Below are 22,295 nucleotides of genomic sequence, written 5' to 3' on the forward strand. Positions count from 1 at the left end.
CCACCCAAGCTCCACGCGGCCCCGCCATGTGGAGCACCTACCCATGCCCAGATCCGCTAGACCCTCCAGGCCTGCTCCCAGCCGCCCCCGATCCGATCCAGATCGGGCACAGGCAAGCGACCGCAAGCCACACCATCGTGAGCAGAAACCCCGACACCAGGCCAGCTGCACAACACGCATCGGCAGTACCCCACCCGAACCCGCCGACCTCCGCGTCGGCACCGACGACGCGGTCGTCCTGGACGCCTGGACGCCTGGACCGCCGGTGACGACGCCGCGATCCCGGACCTCGCCGCCCCCGGACCACTCACCGTGCCGAACGCCCAGAACGCCCAGAACGCCCAGAATGCCGTACGGCAAGGGAAACTGCTGGCAAAGAACCTCGTAGCCAGCCTCCGCGGCCGGGAACCCAAGCAGTACCTCCACCACAGCCTCGGCGCGGTAGCCACCCTCGGCCTGGGAACCGGCGGCTTCCAATTCCGCCGGATAGTTGTCATGGCCCCCTGGCCTGGGTCCAGCACCCAAGCGCCGCCTTCACCACCGAAGCCGACCGACCGCGAATTGTTGAGATCTGATACCCAGTTCATTATAAATTCTGTCAACCGATCGGCATCGTCGTCCGTCTAGAGGGAGACCGACTGAACGAACAACGAGATCGAACGGACGTGGATCATTTGAGACAGATCAGTCGCCGGACCTTCCTTGCCGGGGCGGGGGCGGTCGGTGCTGTCGCTGTTACGGGGACCGTGGCAGCGACCTGGGGCAGCCAGCCGGCGGCCGCGGCCGCGGAGGTGTTTGACGAGATCTACAAGGGCCGGCGGATTCAGGGGTCGGTGGCGTACGACCAGGCCGTAGGGCATCTGCCGATGTCGGCGGTCCAGATCGACGGGCGCCCCTTGCATGTCATGCGGCGCCCGGACAGGTGCTATGTCAGTGCGGTCGTCCACTATCAACGAGCGACCTCCCTTCGCGAGGTTGCGTGTCTGGCGGTCGATCACCTTCAGGGAGCCCAGCTCGCGGTCGCCCACCACAACCACCACGGCGGGTGATGGACATGCCGACGTACGTCCGCAAGGACCATCGCAACTGCACCCCCGCCGAGCGGGACCGCTTTCTCGATGCCGTTCTGGAGCTCAAGAAGACACCGTCCGCGAAGCCACATCCGGCCAACAGTCACGGCACCGTCCACGGCGATTTCGTCGCGACACACTACGACGCGTTCTTCAGCGGGATCGCGCATGCTTCGCCGAATTTTCTCCCGTGGCACCGTCAGTTCCTGATCGAGTTCGAGATCGCGCTCAACCGGACGGCCGTTGCTCGCGGCAAGCCGTACATCTCGGTGCCCTACTGGAACTGGATCGTCGACCGGGACGCTACGGCCAGTCCCTGGGTTCCTGAATGGCTCGGCGGCAACGGCACGGGTCTGCTCGGGCAGGTCCAGACTGGAAGATTCGGTGTGCCCGACTCCCGTCTTCCGGAACTGTTGTCCGAGGCATCGATGACCAAGCTGCGCGCTGCCGGGAAGATCAGAGACCTTCCTGCTGAAGAAAGCGGTGCCATTTGGGCGGAGCTCAACAACAAGCTCCGCGATCTGCCGGCGGCACTTAAGGAGATCTGGCTCGTCCATCAAGTGGTTGACGAGGAGCCGTTCCTGATCCGCGACTTCGACCGGCCGCTCGGTTCAGCCTTGCCGTTCCATCATCGCGAGACCAAGGCCGAGATGGAGGCCCGGCGCGCACAGGAGGGGGAATGGTTCCGCGATCGCGGTCTCGGCTTGCTCGACGTCATGGACACCGCCACGTACGACGTCTTCGCGGCGCGCTTCGAGTCGGACCAGCACGGCATGCCCCACATGGCGCTCGCCGGCCACATGGGTAGCGCGGGCTCACCGAATGACCCGGCTTTCTGGTTTCACCACAGCTTCGTGGACAAGATCTGGTGCGACTGGCAGGCCAAACAGCGCCGCGAGAACCCGGCCGAAGCCCCCTACCTTCCCTTGATCGGTGGGAACGGCATCCTCGGCTACGCCGATACCTTCGGGCCCTGGTCCACGCATTCAGCCAAAACCCTCATCGACACCACCAGAATCCGTCACCCCCAAGCCGGACGGATCAGCTACACCTACCGGTAAGCGACCGGCCGGCGTGGGTGGCCACCGCCCTATACTTGGGTTGATGTGTCAACTCATGCCGGGAGGTCCTTGGCCAAGTCGGCGACTGGGCTGATGCTTACCGCAGCTAAGACCCCGGTACGGCGAGAAGGTCGGCCAGGACCGTATCGAGCGCCATCCGCGCCGCGCCCAGCGCTACTGAGTCGGCGCCCATGCTGGAGCTCAAGACCTCGATCGGGACCAGCATCAGCTTGGCAAGCTCGCGGCGGAACGGCTCGGCGATGATCGCGCCACCGCGGGACATACCGCCGCCGAGGACGACCACCTCAGGGTCGACAGCCAACGCCAGTACGGCGGCGCCGCGGGCAAGGACTTTGGCGAACTCCAGAAGGACGTGCAGGCTCGACGGGTCCTGCAAGGCGGCCGAGGCGATGACGAGCTCGCCCTCGCGCCCAGCGGGGAGCCCAGCGGCGGCCGCGAGCTCGGCGCCGCGGGCGTGCAGTGCGTCGACCGCGACCTCCCAGCCCAGGGCGGGCCACGTGCCGATCTCGCCAGCGGCGCCGTGGTGGCCCTGGTGGACCTGGCCGTTGATCAGCACACCGGCACCGGCGCGGTGGCCGGCGAACATGTAGACCATGTCGCGGTGGCCCTGCGCCACGCCCTTCCAGTGCTCGGCGAGAGCGGCGAGCTTCACGTCATTCCCCACGGCCACCGGTACGCCGAGACCAGCAGACAACTCTGCCACCACGTCGACCTCAGTGAAGCCGGGGAGCGAGTAGACCGCCAGCTCCGACCCGATCGGGCCGCGACGGACGTCCTGGACGCCGCCACCCGCGCGCAGCGCGCCGGTCACCCCACACGCCGCACCGGTGATGTCTTCCGGCCCGAGTCCGGCTTCCTGCCAGCTCGCCCGGGTGATGTCGATAGCGGCCTGCACTCGGGGGAGCGCCTCAAGTGAGGGGTCCAACTCGACGCGCTGGGTCGCAAGGGTGTTGCCGCGCAGATCGGTGACGACGGCCAGGGCCTTGTGAGCGCCGATGTCGATCCCGCTGACATAGCCGGACTCGGCCCGGAAGCGGAAGTGCCGCGCAGGGCGGCCAGCACCCCGAACGGCGGCGGCCGGCTGCCGCGGGGGAGTGGTCTCCTCGACTCGCCCCTCCGCGATCAGACCGGCCAGCAGCTCTTCGGCAGTGGGCCGAGACACGCCAACGACAGCGCGCAGCTCGCGCGGCGTCAGTGACTCCGCTTCCAGGAACGCTCCTAGTGCCGCGGAGGCATTGAGCTTCCGCAGCAGCGAGGAGTCACCTGATCGTCCGTCCTGAGGCACCCACTGAGACTATTCGATCGATTGACTTAGCCGACCGACGGGCCGAGTCCCAGCGATTGCGGCGTGCTGGAGTCGGGCGACGGCTGATGCAGACCCTCGTCCAATGGGCCGAACTCGGTCATCAGCGCCGCGCTACCGCCCCACGGCGTCTGCTCCTCGGCGATCAAGGTGTTGGTGGTGAGCAGCAGCCCAGCCACCGAAGCACCGTTCTGCAGCGCCGACCGGGCAACACGGAGTGGGTCCACGATTCCCATCTGCAGCATGTTGCCGTAGCGACCATCGAGCGCGTCGAAACCGTCGTCCACCCCCATGGCCGACGTACGCTCCAGGACCTCGGCGCCGTTGTAGCCGGCGTTGGTTGCAATCAGGTACGCCGGTTCGCTCAGCGCACGCCGTACGATCGCGACTCCCATGGCGTAGTCGTCCTTCACATCCAGACCGTCGAGCGCCGAAGCCGCGTGCAGCAACGCCATCCCGCCACCCGCAACGATCCCCTCGGCCATCGCGGCGCGAGTCGCCGAGAGTGCGTCCTCGACCCGGTGCTGCAGTTCCTTGAGCTCAGCCGGTGTCGGCGCCCCAACCCGGATCACCGCAACCCGCCCCGACAGCGCACCGATCCGCTCGGTCAGCACATCCTCGTCAACCCCGTACGCCGCTCGCTCCAGCTCGGCGCGCAGTTGCGTCAGCCGGAACTCGACCGCCTTCTCGTGCCCGCCTTCCGCGACAATCGCCGTCCGATCCGCGTTCACCCGGATTTGGTCCGCACGGCCCAGCTGATCCAGCGTCATCGTCTCCAGGGTGAACCCGGAGTGCCGACTGAAGACCGCGCCGCCCGTGATCGCCGCGATGTCCTCCAGCTTGTGCAGCCGCCGGTCGCCGAAGCCGGGCGCTCGAATGCCGACACACTTGAAGAGCCCGTTCACATGGTTGTGCACGAGCATCGAGAGAGCGGTTCCCTCCAGGCTCTCCGCGATGATCACCAGCGGCCGCGGCGCGCGCATGATCTTGTCCAGCAGCGGCATGATCTCCTGGATCTTGGTGATCTTCTCGCTGCACAACAGGATGTACGGATCGTCGAGCACCGCCTGCATGCTGCCCGGATCGGTCACCATGTACGGCGACAGATACCCGTTCTCGAACTCGAACCCCTCGACGAAGTCCACCTGCATCCCGTACGTCGATGATTCCTCGACCGTGACGATTCCGCCGTCCCCGATCGTGTAGAGCGCTTTCGCGATCACTGAGCCGACCAGGTCGTCGTCGTTGGCCGAGATCGCAGCCACCCGGGCCAGGTCCAGCTCGGTCTGCACCGGATGCGCTACCTCGCGCAGCCGCTCGACAAGCTTGCCCACGGCAAGGTCAATCCCGCGTTTCACCAGAACCGGGTTGCCGCCCGCTGCAATCGCCGTCATGCCCTCGTGCACGATCGCCTGCGCGATCACGGTCGCCGTCGTGGTGCCGTCACCGACGATGTCGTTGGTCTTGATCGCGGCTTCCTTGACCAGTTGCGCGCCCATGTTCTCGAACTGGTCCTTGAGGAAGATCTCCCGGGCGATCGTCACCCCGTCGTTGGTGATCACGGGTGACCCGGTGATCTTCTCCAGGATGACGTTGCGCCCCTTCGGGCCGAGTGTCGTCTTCACCGCATCCGCCAGCTGATCCACTCCCGCCAGCAGCAGCGCGCGGGCCTCCGTGCCGAACCGCAGTTCCTTGGCCATCAAAACCTCCAGAAATGAGCGCTGAATTTTCAGGGGACGAGAATGGCCCGGCCACGAACCCGGCCGGCGTCGAGATCGGCGATCGCCTCAGCGGCCGCGTCGAGGGGATAGGCCCGGGTGTGCAGGGTGACCTTGCCGGCCTGCGCCAGGGCCATCAGTTCGGCGAGCTCGTTGAAGGTGCCGACGATGTTCCCGATGATGTTGCGTTCGGTGGAGATGATGTCCAAGGTCGGGATCTGCACCTGGCCGCCGTACCCGATCACGAAGTACGAACCGCCCGGCGCAGTCATCGCGAAGCCGTCCTGCTCCGCACCTTGCTCAGCCACAAAATCCAGTACGACGTGCGCCCCGGCCCCGTCGGTCAGCTCCTGCACCTTGGCCACCTGATTGCCGTCAGCAACAACTGTCTGATCGGCACCGAGCTGTTCGGCCAGTTTCAGCGCCTCGGGATTGCGATCCACCACAATGATCCGGGTCGCGGTCAGCGCGGCCAGGCACTGGATACCGATATGCCCGAGACCACCCGCGCCGATCACGACGGCCGTCGTACCGGGCCAGAGCAGCGGGATCGCCTTACGAACAGCGTGGTACGCCGTGATACCGGCATCGGCCAACGCCGCAACGTCTTGTGGTCGCGTGCTCGGGTCGAGTTTGACGCACGCGCGCGCGGAGGTGAGCAGGTACTCCGCCATCCCGCCATCGCTGTCGAGGCCTGGGAAGGTGCTTGCCACACAGTGCATGTCGTCGCCGGCCCGGCAGGCGCGGCACAGTCCGCAGGTCGGCGTCGGGTGCAGGATGACGGTGTCGCCGACGGCGACGTTGGTCACCGCGGACCCGATCTCCGCGACCCAGCCGGCGTTCTCGTGGCCGATCGTGTACGGCAGCGGCGGGTGCATCGCCGCGTCCCACTGACCCTCGATAATGTGCAGATCGGTCCGGCACACCCCAGCGCCACCGATCTTGACGACCACGTCCAGCGGTCCCTTGACGGACGGTTCCGGTACGTCCTCGACGACCGGCTGCTGGTGGTATCCGTGCAGTCGAACGGCCTTCATCCCTGCTCCTCCTCCGGGTACCGGTGCGCGAGCATTCCCCTGCAGATCCCGGTGTTGGCCTCGATCCCCGTCCGGGTGAGGCGAGCGAAACCCAAGTACTTCGGTGCCCCAGCGGCCGCGACCGGTCCGCCCGTCGCCGGGTCGATGAGCAACGGCGCTGCAGCGTCAACAGGCAGCCCGAGCTCCGAGCGCCGACGAAGCAACCGGTCCAGCTCAGGAGACTCCGGTACGTCGCCCAGCGTCAGCCCGGCAAGCGATGCCGGATCGGTGCCGGAGGCAAGTAATGGCCGGCACACCTGGTCGGTGCCGGCCAGCATCGCTTTGGTGACGAAGACGCGCCGCAACTCGTCGAGCTCAGCCGCCGCCTCACCGTCGAAGCTCGCGACGAACCCGGCCCGCGCGGCGACCCCGGCGTTGATCTGCGCGGCCGCGAAATGGTCCTCCAGGACCACGTCGACCGAGCGGATCTCCGGGAGCGCGGCCAGGACGTCGTACGCGTCGGCGACCATCAGGAAGGCGAAGTTGGCGGCACAGAAGTACGTCGGGAGCCGGAGCCGGACGGCGACGTCGCCGGCGGCCGACACATGGCAGGACGCAACGAACCCGAGCGTGGTGATCGGCTCATCCAGCTCGGGATCCCGGACGCGGTCCAGGGCAAGCAGCACCCTGGACCGCTCGACGAGTGTCGTCATTACTGGGTGACCAGCTTCGCGTCGTCCTGCGCCGCCGGTGTTGCCGACGGCAACTGCAGCTCGTCGGGAACCTTGATGTCGTAGAGACGCGCCGCGTTCAGCCCGAGGATCTTCTTCTTGCCCTCGACCCCGAGCCGCGGATAGTCCGCGAACTCCGGCGCGTCCGGGAACTCCCAGTCGACGAAACCCTCGATCTGCCACTTCGGCTCCCAGATGCCGTAGTCGCTGCCGAAGGTCATCTTGTCCTCGCCGACCCAGAACAGCAGCTCACCCATCACCTTGGCGAAGAAGTGCGGCCGGGCGTGCATCAGACCACCGATGACGACGGACAGACCGGCGTACACGTTGGGTTCCTGGGTCGCCATGAAGCAGAAGTCCTCGATCCGCGGCAGCCCGACGTGCTCGACGATGAAGTTGAGCTCCGGGAAGTCGGTCGCCGCGTGGTCGATGTCGGAGACGTCGAAGGCGTCCTTGTCGAGCGGCCAGATCGTGGGGCCCTTGTGTACATGGACGTTCTTGATGCCCCACTCCTGTGCCTTCTCCAGGAACTTGTACGCCGCTGGGTCGGACAGCTTGTAGCCGCGCGAACCGTTGTTCCATTCGGCCGTGTACAGCTTGACGCCGATCGAGCCGTACCGGTCGATGTTCGCCTTCAGTTCGGCCAGCCCGTTGTCACCGTCGCGCGGGTCGAACCGGGTGTTGTGGACGAACTTGCCAGGGTGCTTCTCACCGAGGCCGGCGTTCTTCTCGGTAGTGTTGAAACCGTCGGCGTACCACTCCTTCAGGTAGGTCGGCTGGAAGACCGCGACGTCCACATAGCCGTCCTCGAAGACGTCCTTCATCAGGTCGTCTTCGGTGTAGCTCATGAACTTCTCGATCGTCCAGTGCGTCTCCTGCGGGCCGAGGCTCTGGTAGGCGTGGAAGCACTCGATCCAGCCCTTGGCGTACTGTTCGGCGCCCGGCACCCAGTTGTCCGGTCCGGCGTTCCAGAAGTGCATGTGGCTGTCGACCACGAAGTACTTCGCACCGTTCTTCTCGTACACGGGCGATCTCCCCCTTACTCAGTCGCAGAGAGGTCGAAGCCGATGTACTCGGCTGCGTCCTCGGGATTGGCGAACATGATGGTCCGGTCGTCGAGGTGCACCATCCGCCCGTAGTGGGTGGACATGTTCTCCTCGAACTCGGCCGCGTCGTAGTAGCCCGGCTCCTGGCCGAGCGCCTCGGAGATGTCGTCGTAGACGAAGTCCATCCGGCCGGTCGCGTCGACCCGGATCATCGACGGCAGCGGCGTCACGGTGACGTTGTCCAGACTGCTCATCACCTCGGCCACGACCGCGCCGACCTGGTTGTTCATCAGGGTCACACCACACTTGTTCGATGCGGTGTTGTCGGACTTGAACGGGCTCTCGCTCGTCGTCTTGAGGCTTGTCACTGGGCCAACTCCTTCGGTGCCTCGAGGCCTAGCGAGGTGACGATCCCGCTGAACCTGCTCTTGACCCGGTCGAGGCCGTCCTCGAACCGCGGCGGTTTCGCGTCCGGCTGCGACCACAGCGGCTGCAGCGTGCGGGCCGCGGACAGGGCGAGCGCGGTCCAGGTGGACAGCCAGTCCTGCAGCAGGGCCTTGTTGTGGTCCGCGAACTCACGATCGTTGGTGAGCAGCTCGAACATCGCCGTGGTGTAGCGCAGGTCGCGCTCGGCGAAGTCGTGCTCACCCGCGCCGATCACCGTCGGAGTGACGAAGTCACCGTTACGCGGCGCTGCCTGCTGGACCAGCTGGCTGCGGAACAGCTCACCGACGAGCGGCTCGAAGACGATGTTCGCGGCGAAGATGGCCTCGCACCAGTCGTCGATGCCGGTCAGTCGCTCGGCGACGTCGCGGACACCCTGCCAGGCCGGATCGGACTTCCAGGTCTCCAGGTGCGCCGTACCGTCGAAGCCTTCGATCTCCTCCGACAGCGTGAGGTTGTAGAGCGCGAGGTCCTGGGCGGCACGGATCCGGTGCATGCTGTTCACCGAGATCGCGTTGTTGTGCATGTTGGTGGGTGCGCGCCGGTTGGCGTTCGCGAACAGGTACAGGCCGAGGCCGTGGTCGACGTGCATCCAGGCACCGACGTGCTGCTCGACGAAGCGGACCCAGTTCGGGTTCCACTGCTCGAACGCCTTGGACAGCTTGGCCGACTCGACGTTCTGGTTGACCTGGCGGACCACGTTCGAGTTGTTCCGGTAGAAGGTGAGCTCCCACTCCTCGTTCGGGTCGCGGAACTCGTGCCAGCCGGTGGCCGGCCACTCCTTCGGGAACATCCCGCCACTGCCGATGCCGCGCTGCGGGGCCTCCTTGTCCTGGCCCCACGCCTTGAGCGCGGTCCAGTCCAGCGGGTAGCCGCCACGGCCATCGGCGAAGCCGTACAACCAGCCCTGGCTGAGGTAGTGCCGCGGGTCCGGCTGGACGTCGACGGTCACGTCCTCGTAGACGCTCTGCTTGCGCTTCTGCGGCTTGTAGTAGTTGTACTGCCGCGACGACGAGTCCGGGAAGACCCGTGCGCCTGCCTCCGCATCGGTGAAGACCGGCTTCGGCACGCTCCGTTCGGGAGCGGGATTCTGTGCGGTGGTCATCGGCTTTCTGCCTCCAGCACCTTCGGGTCACCGGCGTCGCCGGTCGTGGTGAACTTGTCGTAGTAGATGTGCTTCGGTACGACGCCCAGTCCCTCGAGCAACGGGATCGCGGCCTCGACCATCGGGGGCGGGCCGCACACGTAGGCGTCCGCGCCCTTCAGCTCCGGTTCGTGTTTGCGGACCACATCGGTGATCAGCCCGCACTCGCCGTCCCACTCCTCCTCGGACAGCGCCGGCACATACCGGAAGCCCGGCAGGGACTGTTCAAGCGCTTGCAGTTCCTCGTGGAAACACAGGTCCTGCTGTTTGCGGGCGCCGTAGTAGTAGGTGGCCTGCCGTTCGATACCGCGTTCCGACATGGTTCGCAGCAGCGACAGGATCGGCGCCATCCCTGCCCCGCCGCCGACGAACACGATCCGCGAGCCCGGGTTGTCCCGCAGGGTGAAGACTCCGAACGGGCCGGTCAGCTCCAGTTGGTCCCCAACCCTCAGCTGCTGGTCGAGGAACTCGGAGAACTTGCCACCTGGGTAGATGCGGATCACGAATTCCAGCTGACCGCTCTCCCGGCTGGACGTGTTCGCCATAGAGAACGAGCGGCTGGCATCCGTCCCCGGCACCGTGATGTCGACGTACTGGCCGGGGAAGAACTTCAGCTCGCCGGCGTCTCCGGTCAGCTGCAGCACCAGGTGCCGCAGATCGTGGGTGACCGGGGTGATCGCGACCACCTCGGCGATCCGCTCCTGGATCGGCAGCCCGGAGCGGATCATCTCCTCGTCGTAGTTGAGGAGCTCGATCGTCAGGTCCTCATAGGCGTGCGCCCGGCACAGCAGCGTGTAGCCCTCGTCCAGCTCGTAGTCCGGCAGCGCGAAGGTCGAGTACCGATCGTGCTCGATGTCGTCCCCGTCGAGAACGAAGGACTTGCACGCCGCGCACTGCCCTTCCTTGCAGCCGTGCATGAGCATCACGCCCTGCTCGGCCGCGGCGCGGAGGATCGTCTGATCCTCCGCCACCTCGATCTCGATGCCGACGGGTTCGAACCGTACGACGTGCTTGTCGGCCATCTGTCAGTCTTTGCCGGGACGTCCGCCGGGACCGCCCTTGACGTAGCGGGTGGCGAAAGCGGTGCGCTCGGCGTCGCTCATCTCGTTCAGCAGCACGTTCGGGCTCGCCAGCGGCGGGCACTTGCGCAGGTCGTCGAGCGTCCACATCTCCTTCGGGTTCAGGTCCAGATGCGGCTGCGCGACCATCGTCTTGCCGTCGTCGCGGACGAAGCCCATGTCGGAGACCACATCGGCCCAGTTCCAGCCGTGGTAGAGCGTCTCCCACTCGCGGTGGCCGATCAGCTTGCCCATGTTCGGGGTGTTCCGGCCCTGGTAAGTCGGCCGGAACGCGGTCGCGTCGGTCCACTTGCACATCTCGTGGCAGTACGTGCGCCACTGGCCGTCGACCTTCTCCATCACCATGTCCTCGCGGACCAGGCACGGCACCATGCAGGTCCAGCAGCGGTGCGGGTACTCGTAGTCGACCTCCTCGAACACGATCGGCTTGTTGCCGTGCGGCTTCGAGAGCCGGTTGTAGTTCTCCCACCAGGCGCCGTACTTGTCGTACCAGCCCGGGTACTTGTACTCGAACCACTCGAAGTCCTTGTCGTCCATCGGGTCGATCCGCCAGTAGTTGGCCAGCCACCCGGTGGCGAAGAACTGCGCGACCTCGTGCACGTAGCCCTTGTTCCAGATCTGGTTCCAGGACTCCTCGATCAGGTCGTGCGGGATCTCCAGGCCGTACTTCTCCAGCGGCACCAGGTAGCTGCGGTAGTAGTCGTCGTAGATCCAGCGCCGCCACATCTCGGCGTACGATTCGCGATCCTTGCGGCGGTCCTTGGTGCCGTACTCGATGAAGGTGCCGATCGCGGCGTCGACGACGCGGTGGTTGTTCCACCAGGCGTAGCGCAGGTCCCGCGCGAGCAGCTGGTGGTTGCCCTCGTCGGCCAGCGCCATCAGCAGCGTCGCGTAGCCGTTGCTGATGTGCCGCGACTCGTCGGACTGCACCGAGTGGAACACCGTCGGCAGCAGGTAGTCGCCGTTCGCGGCGGCCTCGGCCGGCCTCGCGACGAACAGGGTGTTGGTGAACGCCGTCTCGGCCACGATCGTGAGGTAGATACTGGCCGCGGTGATCGCGTCCCCGGTGATGAACCCCTCGGCGAACTGCCGGCCGATGGTGCCGCAGTAGTCGCTCTGGAAGTTGCGCAGGCTGGAGTTGAAGCCGGCCGGGTCGATGTAGTTGTTCATGTACAGGCGCTTGAGGTTCTGCTGGATCGTTGAGTGCCTGACCTCGTCGATCATCTGGATGGCCTGCCCGTTGTGCAGCTCCGGGTTCGGCACGGTCCGGAACAGCAGCGGCATCGCCCGCGCGGCAGAGATCTCCGGCAGCGGGATGATGCTCAGGAACAGCTTCTGCCATTCCAGCCAGCGCTCCTGCACCTGCCGGAACATGTTGCCGCGGATGGCACCGTCGGACGCGCCGTAGACGCGGTGGTCCTTCTCCTCCTGCATCGGGAAGTACGACCGCAGCACCTGCTTCAGCGGGTCCTTCTTCTGCGCCTTCTGGAACGTGTAGTCGGTCCCGTACTGGGAGACCGGCTCGTGGTAGGCAGGCTCCCAGGACAACTCCTGGATCTTCTGGTGGGCCTTGGCCACACTCTGGCGACTCATGGCACTCCTTACGTCGGCTGGGCTTGCTCGAAGTACATCGCCGCGGCGTTCCCGGCGAGGTCTCAAATTGAGATGCGGCTCAGGGCTCGCCGAACATGGCCTGTCTTAGCTCGGCCAGGCGTTCTTGTTTGGCAACGGCGATCCGCTCGTCGCCTTGGATGTCGGGGTCGATTCCGAGAGCGCGCAGCAGTTCGGCCGCGGGCTCGCTGGGATTGCCGGTGCTGCCGAGAACCGGATGCAGGCCGGCGGCGGCCAGATGCTCGAAGACCGCGTGGACGATGGTCCAGGGGTTGTAGGTCTCGCTCATGCTTCACATCGGAAGGCCGTCCCGGCACAACGGATGTCTCAATCTGAGACTGCCGATGTGGCGGATTGCACTAGTCTCGAACCAGTGGGGAGGCCCTATGGATGTCGCGAAGGCCAGGCTCAATTTCCTGACGCTCGAACCCGTCGGTTCCTCCGACGTGCGTCCGTCCATCCTGGCGTCCTGGGTCCGCTCCCAGCATTTCAAGCTGCCGCCTGACCGGATCGCGCTGCCGTACATCTCCGATCCCGACCTCGAGCTGCCGCTGAGTCGCAGCGCGCGCCCGGTTCTCCAGCAGCTGCACGAGAATCTCGATGGGCAAGCGATCTCCATCATCCTGACCGACCGCAGTGGACTGGTCCTGCAACGGCTGACGGCCGACGCCGGCCTCGGCCGCTACCTCGACAAGGTCCACCTCGCGCCAGGCTTCAGCTATGCCGAGGAGTTCGCGGGGACGAACGGCATCGGTACGGCGCTCGAGGGCGGCGGGCCGATGCATGTGTTCGGCCACGAGCACTACGCGGAAGACCTTGAGGAGCTCGCCTGTGCCGGCGTACCGATCAAACACCCGATTACCGGCAAGACCGTTGGTGCGATCGATCTGACGTGTTGGCGCAAGGATGCGGGGTCGTTGCTGATCGCGCTGGCCAAGACGACCGCCGACAACATCCGGGCGGCGATGCTGGCCGACAGCTCCACGCGCGAGCTCGCTCTCCTGCAGGCCTACCGCAACAGCAGCCGTCGGCTCGGCGACATGGTGATGGTGGTCGACGACGACCTGCTGATGATGAACGCCCAGGCGCGCCAGTTCCTCGACGCTGCGGACCAGCGCGCCGTACTGGGCTATGCAGGCGAAAGCCTCGCTAGAGGTACGGCGGACTCCGTCGCCGCCGAGTTGCCGTCTGGGACCTGGGTCCGGATCAGCTGTCGTCCGGTCGAGGGCGGTGCGCACGGCACTGCTGGACTGATCCAGGTGACGGTGCTGGGCACCGACGGGGATCAGACGCCTGCGATGGTGAGCCACCGACCGCCGTCGCGGCCGCTGCTGCCCGGACTGGTCGGCCGGAGCGCGGCGTGGCTCGGCAGCAGCCGTGAGGCCGACAACGCATGCCGGGCTCGGCAGTGGGTTGTGCTGACCGGTGAGCGTGGTGTCGGCAAGGTAGCCCTGGCTCGCGCGGCGCATCAGCAGAATGACGCCGGTGGACCGCTCCGCGTGGTCGATGCTGCGGCAGCGGGGTTCGCACTGGAGCTCGAGGCCGAGCTGGCCGATGACACCTTGCATACGCTCGTGATCAGGCATGCGGAGCGACTGGACGCTCGGATGGTCGACTTCACGGTAGACACCCTGTACGGCGTACTGGAGCGGCGACCGTCCAGCCTGCCGTGGGTCGTGCTGACGCTGACTCCGGACGACGGCGAGGCGCCCGACCTGGGCGATCTGCTCACGCTGTTCCCACTGACGGTCGATGTGCCGCCACTGCGGCACCACATTGAGGATGTGCGGGAGCTGGTGCCGTACTTCCTCGATCGGTTGAGCCATGGCGAGCTGAGCTGCGGACCGGACACCATGCGACAGCTGATGCGGTCGCCGTGGCCGGGGAATACGGCGGAGCTGTGTCACGTACTGCAGCAGGTCGTCGCTCGGCGTCGGCGCGCTGGAGTGATCGCGCCAGGCGACCTGCCGGCGCGGGTGCAGGCGATCAGCCGGCGCAGTCTGAGCCAGCTGGAGGCGCTGGAGCGGGACGCGATCATCCGGAGCCTGCTGGCGAACGACGGGCACAAGGGTCGCGCGGCCAAATCACTCGGGATGTCGCGCGCAACCATCTACCGGAAGATCCACGATTACGGCATCCAGTAGTTTGGCGGGTGTGGAGGACCAGGCGAGTTGGCGGGAGCGGCGTCGAGAGGCGTCGATCGAGCAGGCGGCGGCGCTCGAGCGGCGGAAAGCTGCCGAGTCGGCCGAGGCACAGGTGCTGCTGACCAACTTTGTGCGGGAGCTGACGGAGCGAGGCGTCGAGCCGGAGGCTTTGCGCGCTCCGGTCGTCGGTTCCGGCACGAGCTATCGCACGACCATCCGCGGGTGGTATCTGCGGAAGAACCGGTCGGTGGGCGTGGATACCGAGGCCAACTTCTACATTCTTGGGACGACCGCGAGCCTGGCCGCGCGACTGACCGGCGTACAGGTGCTTGCCTCCGATCCGCCGCTTGTCGTTGGGCAAGGTGGGCGTGATGGGGAGTCGATCAAGCTCGTCGATTTGCTCGATATGCGCCGGGCCGAGATATTGCAGTGACCCCTCCAAATTAGATGCAGTTGTCGGCTAGACCGGTTACGGTCTGTCGGGTGTTGACTCTGCTGGGATACGGAATGCGCGTGGCGCCGGGAAGTACGGCGTTGACCGTCGGGCTGACCGTGCTCGGCTCGGTGCTGGGGATGGCGGTCACGCTGCTCACCGGCCAGGTTGTCGGGGCGGTCCCGGGCGTGGTCGAGGGGTCGGCCGGGGCGATGTCGCTGTGGGCGTTCGGGTGGCTGCTCGCAGCGTTGCTGTTCGTGTTTGTGATCGAGAGCCTGACGCCGGCGCTGCACCGGGTCACCTCGACGATCCTTGAGGCCGCGGTCACGCGCGAGATCGGGATCGGGATCACCGCGCCGCTGCTGAAGCCGCAGCGGATCGAGCACCTTGAGGACCGAGAGGTGCTCGACGTCCAGGAGCGCGCGAAGGGCAAGGGCGACTTTCACCTCTCCCAGGGCATGTCGCAGCTCCCGTGGTTGCTCGCCGCGCGGATCACGATGATCGGGTCTGCGGTGATCGTCGGGCTGATGTTCTCCTGGCTGGTCGCTGCGCTGCTGGTCGGCGTGACCTTGCTGCTGGAGTGGCATCAAGGCCGGCTGATCGAGGGCGAGATCGACATGTGGTGGGGCAACACCGAGGAGCAGCGGCGCGCCAACTACGTGTTCGACCTCGGGATGAAGGATGCCCCGAAGGAGCTGCGGGTATTCGGCCTGCACCAGTGGGTGGTGCAGCGCTACGTCCACGAGTGGACGGCCGGATTTCGCGCGGTCTGGGCGAAGCGGGGCAAGAACGTCTGGTGGTCGATCGCGATGGGTCTGGTGCGGCTTGCCGCGGACGGATTCGCGATCCTGCTGGTCGGCCGGGCCGCGGTGGCCGGCGACTTACCGCTGACCCAGGTCGCGACCGCCGTACCGGCCATCCTCGCGATCGGCGTCAGCGGCAGCGGGTACGGCGTAGTGCAGTTGCGGCGCGGATTGTCGGCGTACCGGGCGATGGTGGCACTACCGGAGACGATCGCCGAGCGGCATCCGGAGCCGGCGGTGGCGGGGGAGCACCAGGTGGAGTTGATGCCGGTGCGGGAGATCCGGTTCGAGAAGGTGAGCTTTCACTATCCGGGGTCGGACAACTTTGTGCTCCGCGATCTTGATCTGACGATCCATGCGCGGGAGGCGCTGGCGTTGGTGGGGATCAACGGCGCAGGCAAGTCGACGCTGGTGAAGCTGCTCGGGGGTGCGTACCGGCCGACGAGTGGGCGAATCCTGGTGGACGGGGTGGATCTCGCGGAGCTTGAGCTGGGGGAGTGGCAGCGGCGGATCGCGGCGATCGTGCAGGACTTCCTGCGCTTCCCGCTGTCGGTGACGGACAACGTCGAGTTCGGTGCGATCGAGCGGGCCGGTGATCAGGCCGCGCTCGCCCAGGCGGCGCGCGAGGCCGGGATCGAGGATCTCGTCAGCGGACTGCCGAAGGGCTGGGACACCGTGCTGGACAAGGCTTTTGAGGGTGGTGTGGATCTGTCCGGTGGGGAGTGGCAGCGCGTTGCGCTGGCGCGGGCATTGTTCGCCGTCCATGCGGGTGCTGGCGTGCTGGTGCTGGACGAACCGGCCGCTGCGCTGGATGTACGGGCCGAGATCGAGCTGGTCGAGCGGTATCTCGAGCTGACGTCGGGAGTGGCGTCGCTGATCATCTCGCACCGGTTCTCGGTGGTGCGGAACGCGGACCGGATCTGTGTGCTCGACGACGGGCACATCATCGAGGACGGAACGCATGAGGAGCTGCTGGCAGCAGCGGGGACCTACGCGAAGATGTTCCGGCTCCAGGCTGAGAGGTACGTGACCGATGCGTAGTCTGCGGATCGGCCGGCTGTGGCTGGTCACCTCGTTCCGGGCCGCGCCGGTCCTGATGGCGATCTCGACCGTGCTGGTCGCGAGCCGGGCGGTGACGGCTCCAGCTCAGACGTACGGCATCAGCCTGTTGGTCGATGGCTTGAGCGGCAACCGGTCGAACACGATCACGGTCGGCATCGCGATCATCCTCGGCGGGCTGGCGGTCTCGTTCCTGGCCGACGTAGTGGGCTGGCCGGTGCAGCAGACGGCCCAGGAGCGGATGGCGGGCAAGGTGCACGCCGATCTGCTCGACGTGACGACGAGAATCCCGGGGCTGACGCACCACGAGCGGCCCGATGTTGCCGACAAGCTGGAGCTGGTTCGGGAGCGGGCCTGGCGGATGGGCGTTGGCTCCGAAATCCTGCTGTGGGTGTTCGGGACGATCACCAACACCGCTACCGTGCTCACGTTGCTGGGCTCGGTGCATCCGGTGCTGTTGCTGCTTCCGTTGCTGGGGACGGCCCGGATCTGGTCGGCGTACAAGGGGAGTATGCGGGAGGAGCAGGCCTATGAGGACTCACTGCCGCACGAGCGGCTGGCCGATCGGCTGATCGAGGTCGCGAAGGATCCGCGGACCGCGCTGGAGCTCCGGGTCTTCGGACTGGGCCGGGTGCTGATCGAGCGGATCACGGGGCTGCAGGCCGAGCGGTTCAAGTTCATGGTCGATGCGGCGAAATGGAGCGGGAAGATCGACGGCGCGGTGCGCCTGCTGTTCGCGGTGGCCTATGCCGTGGCGATCGTCTGGGTGATCGGCAGGGCCCGCAACGGCCAGGCCTCGGCCGGTGATGTCGTGCTCGTGCTGCTGCTGGCGCCGCAGATCGATCAGATGACCGGCGGTATCGCTCAGAACATCTACTGGGTGGGCGAAGTGGCCCGGAGCTTCGTGCGCTACGACTGGCTCCGCCAGTACGCCAAGAACAATTCGTGGCAGGAGAGCACGACACCCGCGCCGGCCAAGCTGACGTCGGGGATCGAGCTGCAGGACGTGGGGTTCGCTTATCCCGGGAGTCAGTCGCCGGTGCTGAGTGGGGTGACACTGAAGATCCCGGCCGGGTCTGCGGTGGCGTTGGTGGGGGAGAACGGCGCCGGAAAGACGACGCTGGTGAAGCTGTTGGCGCGGATGTACGACCCGACGACCGGGCAGATCGTGATCGACGGCAAGCCGCTGACCTCGATCGACCCGGAGCTGTGGCGGGGCCGGATGTCGGCCGGGTTCCAGGACTTCGTGAAGTTCGAATTCCTGGCGCGCGAGGTGGTGGGGATCGGCGACCTGAGCCGATTGGACGACGAGGACGCGATCCGGGCGGCCGTCGTACGGGGTGATGCGGAGTCGGTGATCGCCGGGCTGCCGAAGGGGCTGGACAACCAGCTCGGAAAGAAGTTCGAGGGCGGGGCCGAGTTGTCGGGCGGGCAGTGGCAGCGGCTTGCGCTGGCGCGCGCCTTCATGCGGGAGAAACCGCTGCTGTTGCTGCTCGACGAACCGACCGCGGCGCTGGACCCGGAGGCCGAGCATCGGCTGTTCGAGCAGTACGCCGAGGCGGCGCGGATCGCGGGGACCGAGACCGGCGGGATCACGGTGCTGGTGTCGCACCGGTTCTCGACGGTCCGGATGGCCGATCTGATCGTGGTCCTGCACGAGGGCCGGATCGAAGAGATCGGGACCCACGAGGAGCTGGCCGCCGCGGGTGGCCGCTATGCGGAGCTGTTCGAGCTGCAGGCCCGCGCCTACCGCTGAAGCTGTCCACTTTGTGGGACGTGGTCACGGAACGGCGCGGAAAAGCTACTGTTCGAGTCAACTTACTCTAGTTACCTTGGAGGGTACCGATGAGTGTGACCGACGAGCTCCTGGCCAATGCCGAGCGCTACGCCGAGAGCTTCGACAAGGGCGACTTGCCGCTGCCGCCGGCCAAGCAGGTAGCGGTCGTCGCCTGCATGGACGCCCGCCTGAACCCGTACGGCGTTCTTGGCCTGTCCGAGGGCGACGCGCACGTGATTCGCAACGCCGGTGGCGTGATCACCGCCGACGAGCGCCGCAGCCTGGCGATCAGCCAGCGCCTGCTCGGCACCCAGGAGATTATCCTGATCCACCACACCGACTGCGGCATGCTGACCTTCACCGACGACGAGTTCAAGGCCGGAATCCAGGCCGAGACCGGCCAGAAGCCGGACTGGTCCGCCGAGGCGTTCTCCGACCTGGATGCCGACGTCCGGCAGTCGATCGCCCGGATCCAGGCCGACCCGTTCATCCCCAACAAGACCTCGGTCCGCGGTTTCGTCTACGACGTCACCAAGGGCTCGCTGCGCGAGATCACCGACTGACGTCCGCGGCAAGCGCGCCTGCGGTGAGCGTCAGGCGCGCTTGCGGTCGAGGGCTCCTGAATTAATTGAGTGGTGGGCTCTCACCGGGCCTGGTAGCGTCCCCCGTCTGTTTCGGGTGGCTTGAATGCCTGTGTGAAGGATCGAATCGAACCGGACAACTCCGGGGCGGGACCCTTGGTGGTCGCCCGTAGATCTGTCCGTTCTCCTTCACAACTGTGTCATTCACGAGATGAGGCACCGTTCGATGCCAGAGCTCGATTCCGAGCGTGCAGTTCTCACCGAAGCCAAGTCCGCACTCGCGCGGATGCACTCCGAGGTGCTGGTCCGCGACGTCCCTGTCATCGGGGGCGAGGACAACGACGAGCGGTTCACGAACGAAGCCAACCAGCGCGCCCACGAGCAGCGGACCCTCGCGCTGGTCGACCTGCCTGACGTCCCGCTCTTCTTCGGCCGGCTCGACTACGAGCACGGGGCGATCGACGGGATCGACCGGATCTATATCGGCCGCCGGCACGTGCACGACGGCAGCGGTGAGCCGATGGTCATCGACTGGCGCGCGCGGGTCTCGGTGCCGTTCTACCGGGCGACGCACTCCGACCGGCAGCGGGTGCTGCTGCGGCGCCGGTACGGGTTCTCCGACAGCGCGGAGCTGACCGGCTTCGAGGACGAGTCGATGATGGGGCCGGAGGCCCACGACCAGGGTGATGCGTTCCTGCGGGCCGAGATCGAGCGGCCCCGTACCGGTCCGATGCGTGACATCGTCGCGACGATCCAGCCGGAGCAGGACGACCTGGTCCGGGCGCCGCTGCATCCGTCGATCTGTGTCCAGGGCGCGCCCGGCACCGGGAAGACCGCGGTCGGCCTGCACCGCGTCGCCTACCTGCTCTACACCGAGCGCGAGCGGCTGCGGCGCGGCGGTGTCGTGATCGTCGGGCCGAACCGCTCGTTCCTGGCCTACATCCGCAAGGTCCTCCCGGCGCTGGGTGAGGTCGACGTACGTCAGATCACGATCGAAGAGCTGATCACGCACCCGACGTCGATGATCGACAGCTCGGAGACTGCCCGGGTGAAGGGCGACGGGCGGATGTCCGCCGTACTGGTGCGGGCACTGTGGTCTTTCATCGGTACGCCGACCGAGGGCGTGCTGTACAGCAAGGGCGCGCAGCGGTTCCGGGTGCACGACTACCAGGCGCAGGAGATTGTCGCGGCGCTGCGCGGATCGACCGGGTACGCGGCTGGTCGCAACGCGCTCGCGCAGCGGCTTGCGCACGCCGTACTGGTGTTGATGGAGCAGCGTGGGGACTCGCCGGATGATCGGGTGCAGAACGCGGTGGCGCGGTCGAAGCCGGTGAAGACGCTGGTGGATTCGGTGTGGCCGAAGCTGGTGCCTGAGCAGGTCCTGCACCGGATGTTGTCGGACGCTGAGTTCCTGGCTGAGGTGGCTGGGGACGACCTCACAGCGGAGGAGCAGAGTGCGCTGCTGTGGGAGAAGCCAGCGCGTGGCTGGAAGACTGCCAAGTGGTCGCAAGCCGATGCGGTGTTGCTGGACGAGCTCGACGATCTGATCGAGCGGAAGGCCGGCTCGCTCGGTCACCTGGTGCTGGACGAGGCGCAGGACCTGTCGGCGATGCAGCTGCGGGCGTTGGGTCGGCGCTGCCGGACGGGGTCGGCGACTGTGCTGGGCGACCTCGCGCAGGCGACCGCGCCGTGGGCCGCCGGGCCTTGGGATCGGGTACTCAGCTACCTGGACAAGTCGGACGGTCAGGTGATCGAGCTAGACCGCGGGTTCCGGGTGCCGGAGCAGATCATCAAGTTCGCGGCTCGGCTGTTGCCCGAGATCGCTCCGACGCTGGGAGTTCCGTCGGGGGTGCGGACGGTCGCGGACTCGCTGGCCGTCGTACGGACTGGTGAGGACGAGCTGGCGGCCGCGGTGGTGGAGTCGTGCCGGACTGCGCTGACCGGTGAGGGATCGGTTGCGTTGATCGCGGCTGACGATCAGATCGGTGCGCTGCAGGCCGAGTTGGTGGGCGCGGGCCTGGAGGCCGGGTTGCTGGGGGACTCGGAGGATTCGATGGAGGCCACCCGGCTGGTCTGCGTTCCGGCGTCGCTGGCGAAGGGCCTCGAGTTCGACACGGTAGTGGTGGCTGAGCCGGCACGCATTGTGGCTGCGGAGACCCGTGGGCTGCAGCGCCTGTACGTCGTACTGACTCGTGCGGTGAGTCGGCTGCACCTCGTGCACTCGGCGCCGCTGCCGGAGGCGCTAGAACAAGGCGTCCTGCGGTAGCACAGGGGCCGCGATCGGCTCGGTCCTTGCGGTGAAGGCGCTGCTTGCATCGAGCTGAGTGAGCGGCCAGCCGGACAGGAGCTGAGTGTCGGCGATGACCAGACCTTGTGGGGTCTCGAGGTAGAGATCGCGGGCGATGTGGCAGGCGAGGCGGCCCGACACCACGTCGTACGGCGCTAGTGCAGTCAGTGCGTGAGCGGGCTGGATGCCGTCGGCGGGAAGCCCGTACGTCGGGCTGTGGTCGATGACGTCGAGCGTGCGAAGGGTCTGACCATCGGGCCAGTCGATGGCGCTGACGTTGTCGGCGAGAGCCTGCAGGTCTGTCACGCGCTCGGCCGCTGTCGGCGGACTCAGACGGGCGGTGCGCTTTGTGGGCGACATGACGCGGTCGGTGACGCCGAAGGCGGAGGTGAAGAGCTTCTCCACCCGGCGTGCCGCGGCGAGTGTGCCGCTGGAGAGGAAGGCGGAGCTGAGCGCGCCCTGCTCGAGGAGGCGGGCGATGCCGCGGTCAGCGGCGGTGATGCCGATCTTGACGCGGCTGCCGTGATGGGCGAGGTAGACAGCGAACTCGCGCGGGTCGTCGAGGCGGGTGTCGGCGGCGATCGAGTTCGACCGATCCATCGTCTGGCACTCGGGGCAGAGCGGACCGTGCGCCTTGGCGGCGAGCGGCGTACGGGTGGGGCAGCCCAGGCGCTTGCTGTTGCGCCAGATGCCGAGGCATTGGCGGTCGGCGCCGATACCGAACGTGACGTGGTCGCCCAGGTGCAGCGGCGTGCGCGGAGTCGTAGCGGACCACTCCAGCTGGGGGTGGCCGTCGTTCCAGACCAGGCCGGCCACGCGGGAAGGTTCGCTCATGGGCGCTGACTCTAGACGGCGCCTCGGACAGTTAGTGAGCCTCACCCGACCCAGCGTGCTGTTCGAGTCCGCAGTACACGCATTTGTGCGGTAAAGCATGACCGTCTCCCTGGCGGCAGACATGTGCCTGCCC

19 protein-coding genes are annotated in these 22,295 nt (G+C 66.8%); 8 read left to right on the forward strand and 11 right to left on the reverse strand.

All coding sequences use genetic code 11. The features are described from left to right. Window positions 1-665: 665 nt before the first annotated feature. Window positions 666-1,049, forward strand: a complete 384-nt coding sequence (locus E1263_RS21515; protein WP_132170126.1) for a tyrosinase family oxidase copper chaperone — start codon at window positions 666-668, stop codon at window positions 1,047-1,049. Window positions 1,050-1,054: 5 nt separating this feature from the next. Further along, complete coding sequence (locus E1263_RS21520) at window positions 1,055-2,131, forward strand: tyrosinase family protein (RefSeq protein WP_165956702.1); 1,077 nt, start codon at window positions 1,055-1,057, stop codon at window positions 2,129-2,131. Window positions 2,132-2,237: 106 nt separating this feature from the next. Here E1263_RS21520 and E1263_RS21525 read toward each other — a convergent pair whose 3' ends face one another. From E1263_RS21525 to E1263_RS21570, 10 genes are all read right to left on the reverse strand, one after another. Continuing rightward, window positions 2,238-3,437, reverse strand: a complete 1,200-nt coding sequence (locus tag E1263_RS21525) for an ROK family protein (RefSeq protein ID WP_132170130.1) — start codon at window positions 3,435-3,437, stop codon at window positions 2,238-2,240. Between the two features lie 26 nt (window positions 3,438-3,463). Then, window positions 3,464-5,158 (reverse strand): chaperonin GroEL, encoded by a 1,695-nt coding sequence (groL, locus tag E1263_RS21530; RefSeq protein WP_238161368.1) that lies wholly within the window; start codon window positions 5,156-5,158, stop codon window positions 3,464-3,466. A 26-nt stretch (window positions 5,159-5,184) separates the two neighbouring features. Then, window positions 5,185-6,210, reverse strand: a complete 1,026-nt coding sequence (locus E1263_RS21535; protein WP_132170134.1) for an NAD(P)-dependent alcohol dehydrogenase — start codon at window positions 6,208-6,210, stop codon at window positions 5,185-5,187. Next, window positions 6,207-6,902: an iron-sulfur cluster assembly protein gene (locus E1263_RS21540; RefSeq protein WP_132170136.1), complete on the reverse strand. Its 696-nt coding sequence runs from the start codon at window positions 6,900-6,902 to the stop codon at window positions 6,207-6,209. The genes E1263_RS21535 and E1263_RS21540 overlap by 4 nt, the downstream gene beginning before the upstream one ends. Continuing rightward, window positions 6,902-7,945: an amidohydrolase family protein gene (locus E1263_RS21545; protein WP_132170138.1), complete on the reverse strand. Its 1,044-nt coding sequence runs from the start codon at window positions 7,943-7,945 to the stop codon at window positions 6,902-6,904. The genes E1263_RS21540 and E1263_RS21545 overlap by 1 nt, the downstream gene beginning before the upstream one ends. A gap of 14 nt (window positions 7,946-7,959) precedes the next feature. Then, window positions 7,960-8,334: a propane 2-monooxygenase effector subunit MimD gene (gene mimD, locus E1263_RS21550; protein WP_132170140.1), complete on the reverse strand. Its 375-nt coding sequence runs from the start codon at window positions 8,332-8,334 to the stop codon at window positions 7,960-7,962. Further along, the gene (locus tag E1263_RS21555; protein WP_132170142.1) at window positions 8,331-9,515 is read right to left on the reverse strand and encodes a ferritin family protein; all 1,185 of its coding nucleotides are present in this window, start codon (window positions 9,513-9,515) and stop codon (window positions 8,331-8,333) included. The genes mimD and E1263_RS21555 overlap by 4 nt, the downstream gene beginning before the upstream one ends. Beyond that, window positions 9,512-10,576 (reverse strand): FAD-binding oxidoreductase, encoded by a 1,065-nt coding sequence (locus E1263_RS21560; protein ID WP_132170144.1) that lies wholly within the window; start codon window positions 10,574-10,576, stop codon window positions 9,512-9,514. Before E1263_RS21560 ends, E1263_RS21555 begins: the two co-directional genes overlap by 4 nt. Window positions 10,577-10,579: 3 nt before the next feature. Continuing rightward, complete coding sequence (locus E1263_RS21565) at window positions 10,580-12,226, reverse strand: ferritin family protein (RefSeq protein WP_132170146.1); 1,647 nt, start codon at window positions 12,224-12,226, stop codon at window positions 10,580-10,582. Between the two features lie 79 nt (window positions 12,227-12,305). Further along, window positions 12,306-12,533: a hypothetical protein gene (locus E1263_RS21570; protein WP_132170148.1), complete on the reverse strand. Its 228-nt coding sequence runs from the start codon at window positions 12,531-12,533 to the stop codon at window positions 12,306-12,308. Between the two features lie 97 nt (window positions 12,534-12,630). On the opposite strand from E1263_RS21570, the gene E1263_RS21575 reads away from it, so the two are divergent. The 6 genes from E1263_RS21575 (at window position 12,631) to E1263_RS21600 (ending at window position 21,307) form a co-directional block, all read left to right on the forward strand. Continuing rightward, complete coding sequence (locus E1263_RS21575) at window positions 12,631-14,388, forward strand: sigma-54-dependent Fis family transcriptional regulator (protein WP_202868985.1); 1,758 nt, start codon at window positions 12,631-12,633, stop codon at window positions 14,386-14,388. Window positions 14,389-14,398: 10 nt separating this feature from the next. Next, window positions 14,399-14,821 carry a hypothetical protein gene (locus E1263_RS21580; RefSeq protein ID WP_132170152.1) on the forward strand — a complete coding sequence of 141 codons (423 nt, stop codon included), beginning with the start codon at window positions 14,399-14,401 and terminating at the stop codon, window positions 14,819-14,821. Window positions 14,822-14,871: 50 nt separating this feature from the next. Further along, window positions 14,872-16,665, forward strand: coding sequence for an ABC transporter ATP-binding protein (locus E1263_RS21585; RefSeq protein WP_238161370.1), 1,794 nt, complete (start codon window positions 14,872-14,874; stop codon window positions 16,663-16,665). After that, window positions 16,658-18,439: an ABC transporter ATP-binding protein gene (locus E1263_RS21590; RefSeq protein WP_132170166.1), complete on the forward strand. Its 1,782-nt coding sequence runs from the start codon at window positions 16,658-16,660 to the stop codon at window positions 18,437-18,439. Before E1263_RS21585 ends, E1263_RS21590 begins: the two co-directional genes overlap by 8 nt. Before the next feature lie 89 nt (window positions 18,440-18,528). Next, window positions 18,529-19,023 carry a beta-class carbonic anhydrase gene (locus E1263_RS21595; protein WP_132170168.1) on the forward strand — a complete coding sequence of 165 codons (495 nt, stop codon included), beginning with the start codon at window positions 18,529-18,531 and terminating at the stop codon, window positions 19,021-19,023. A 244-nt stretch (window positions 19,024-19,267) separates the two neighbouring features. Next, a complete protein-coding gene (locus E1263_RS21600) occupies window positions 19,268-21,307 on the forward strand; it encodes a HelD family protein (RefSeq protein ID WP_238161371.1) in 2,040 nt (679 codons plus the stop codon). Here the strand turns inward: E1263_RS21600 and E1263_RS21605 are convergent. Then, window positions 21,284-22,162 (reverse strand): DUF2797 domain-containing protein, encoded by an 879-nt coding sequence (locus E1263_RS21605; RefSeq protein ID WP_202868986.1) that lies wholly within the window; start codon window positions 22,160-22,162, stop codon window positions 21,284-21,286. The genes E1263_RS21600 and E1263_RS21605 overlap by 24 nt on opposite strands. Window positions 22,163-22,295: the final 133 nt, after the last annotated feature.

Source organism: Kribbella antibiotica (assembly GCF_004349055.1).
Lineage (GTDB): Bacteria > Actinomycetota > Actinomycetes > Propionibacteriales > Kribbellaceae > Kribbella > Kribbella antibiotica.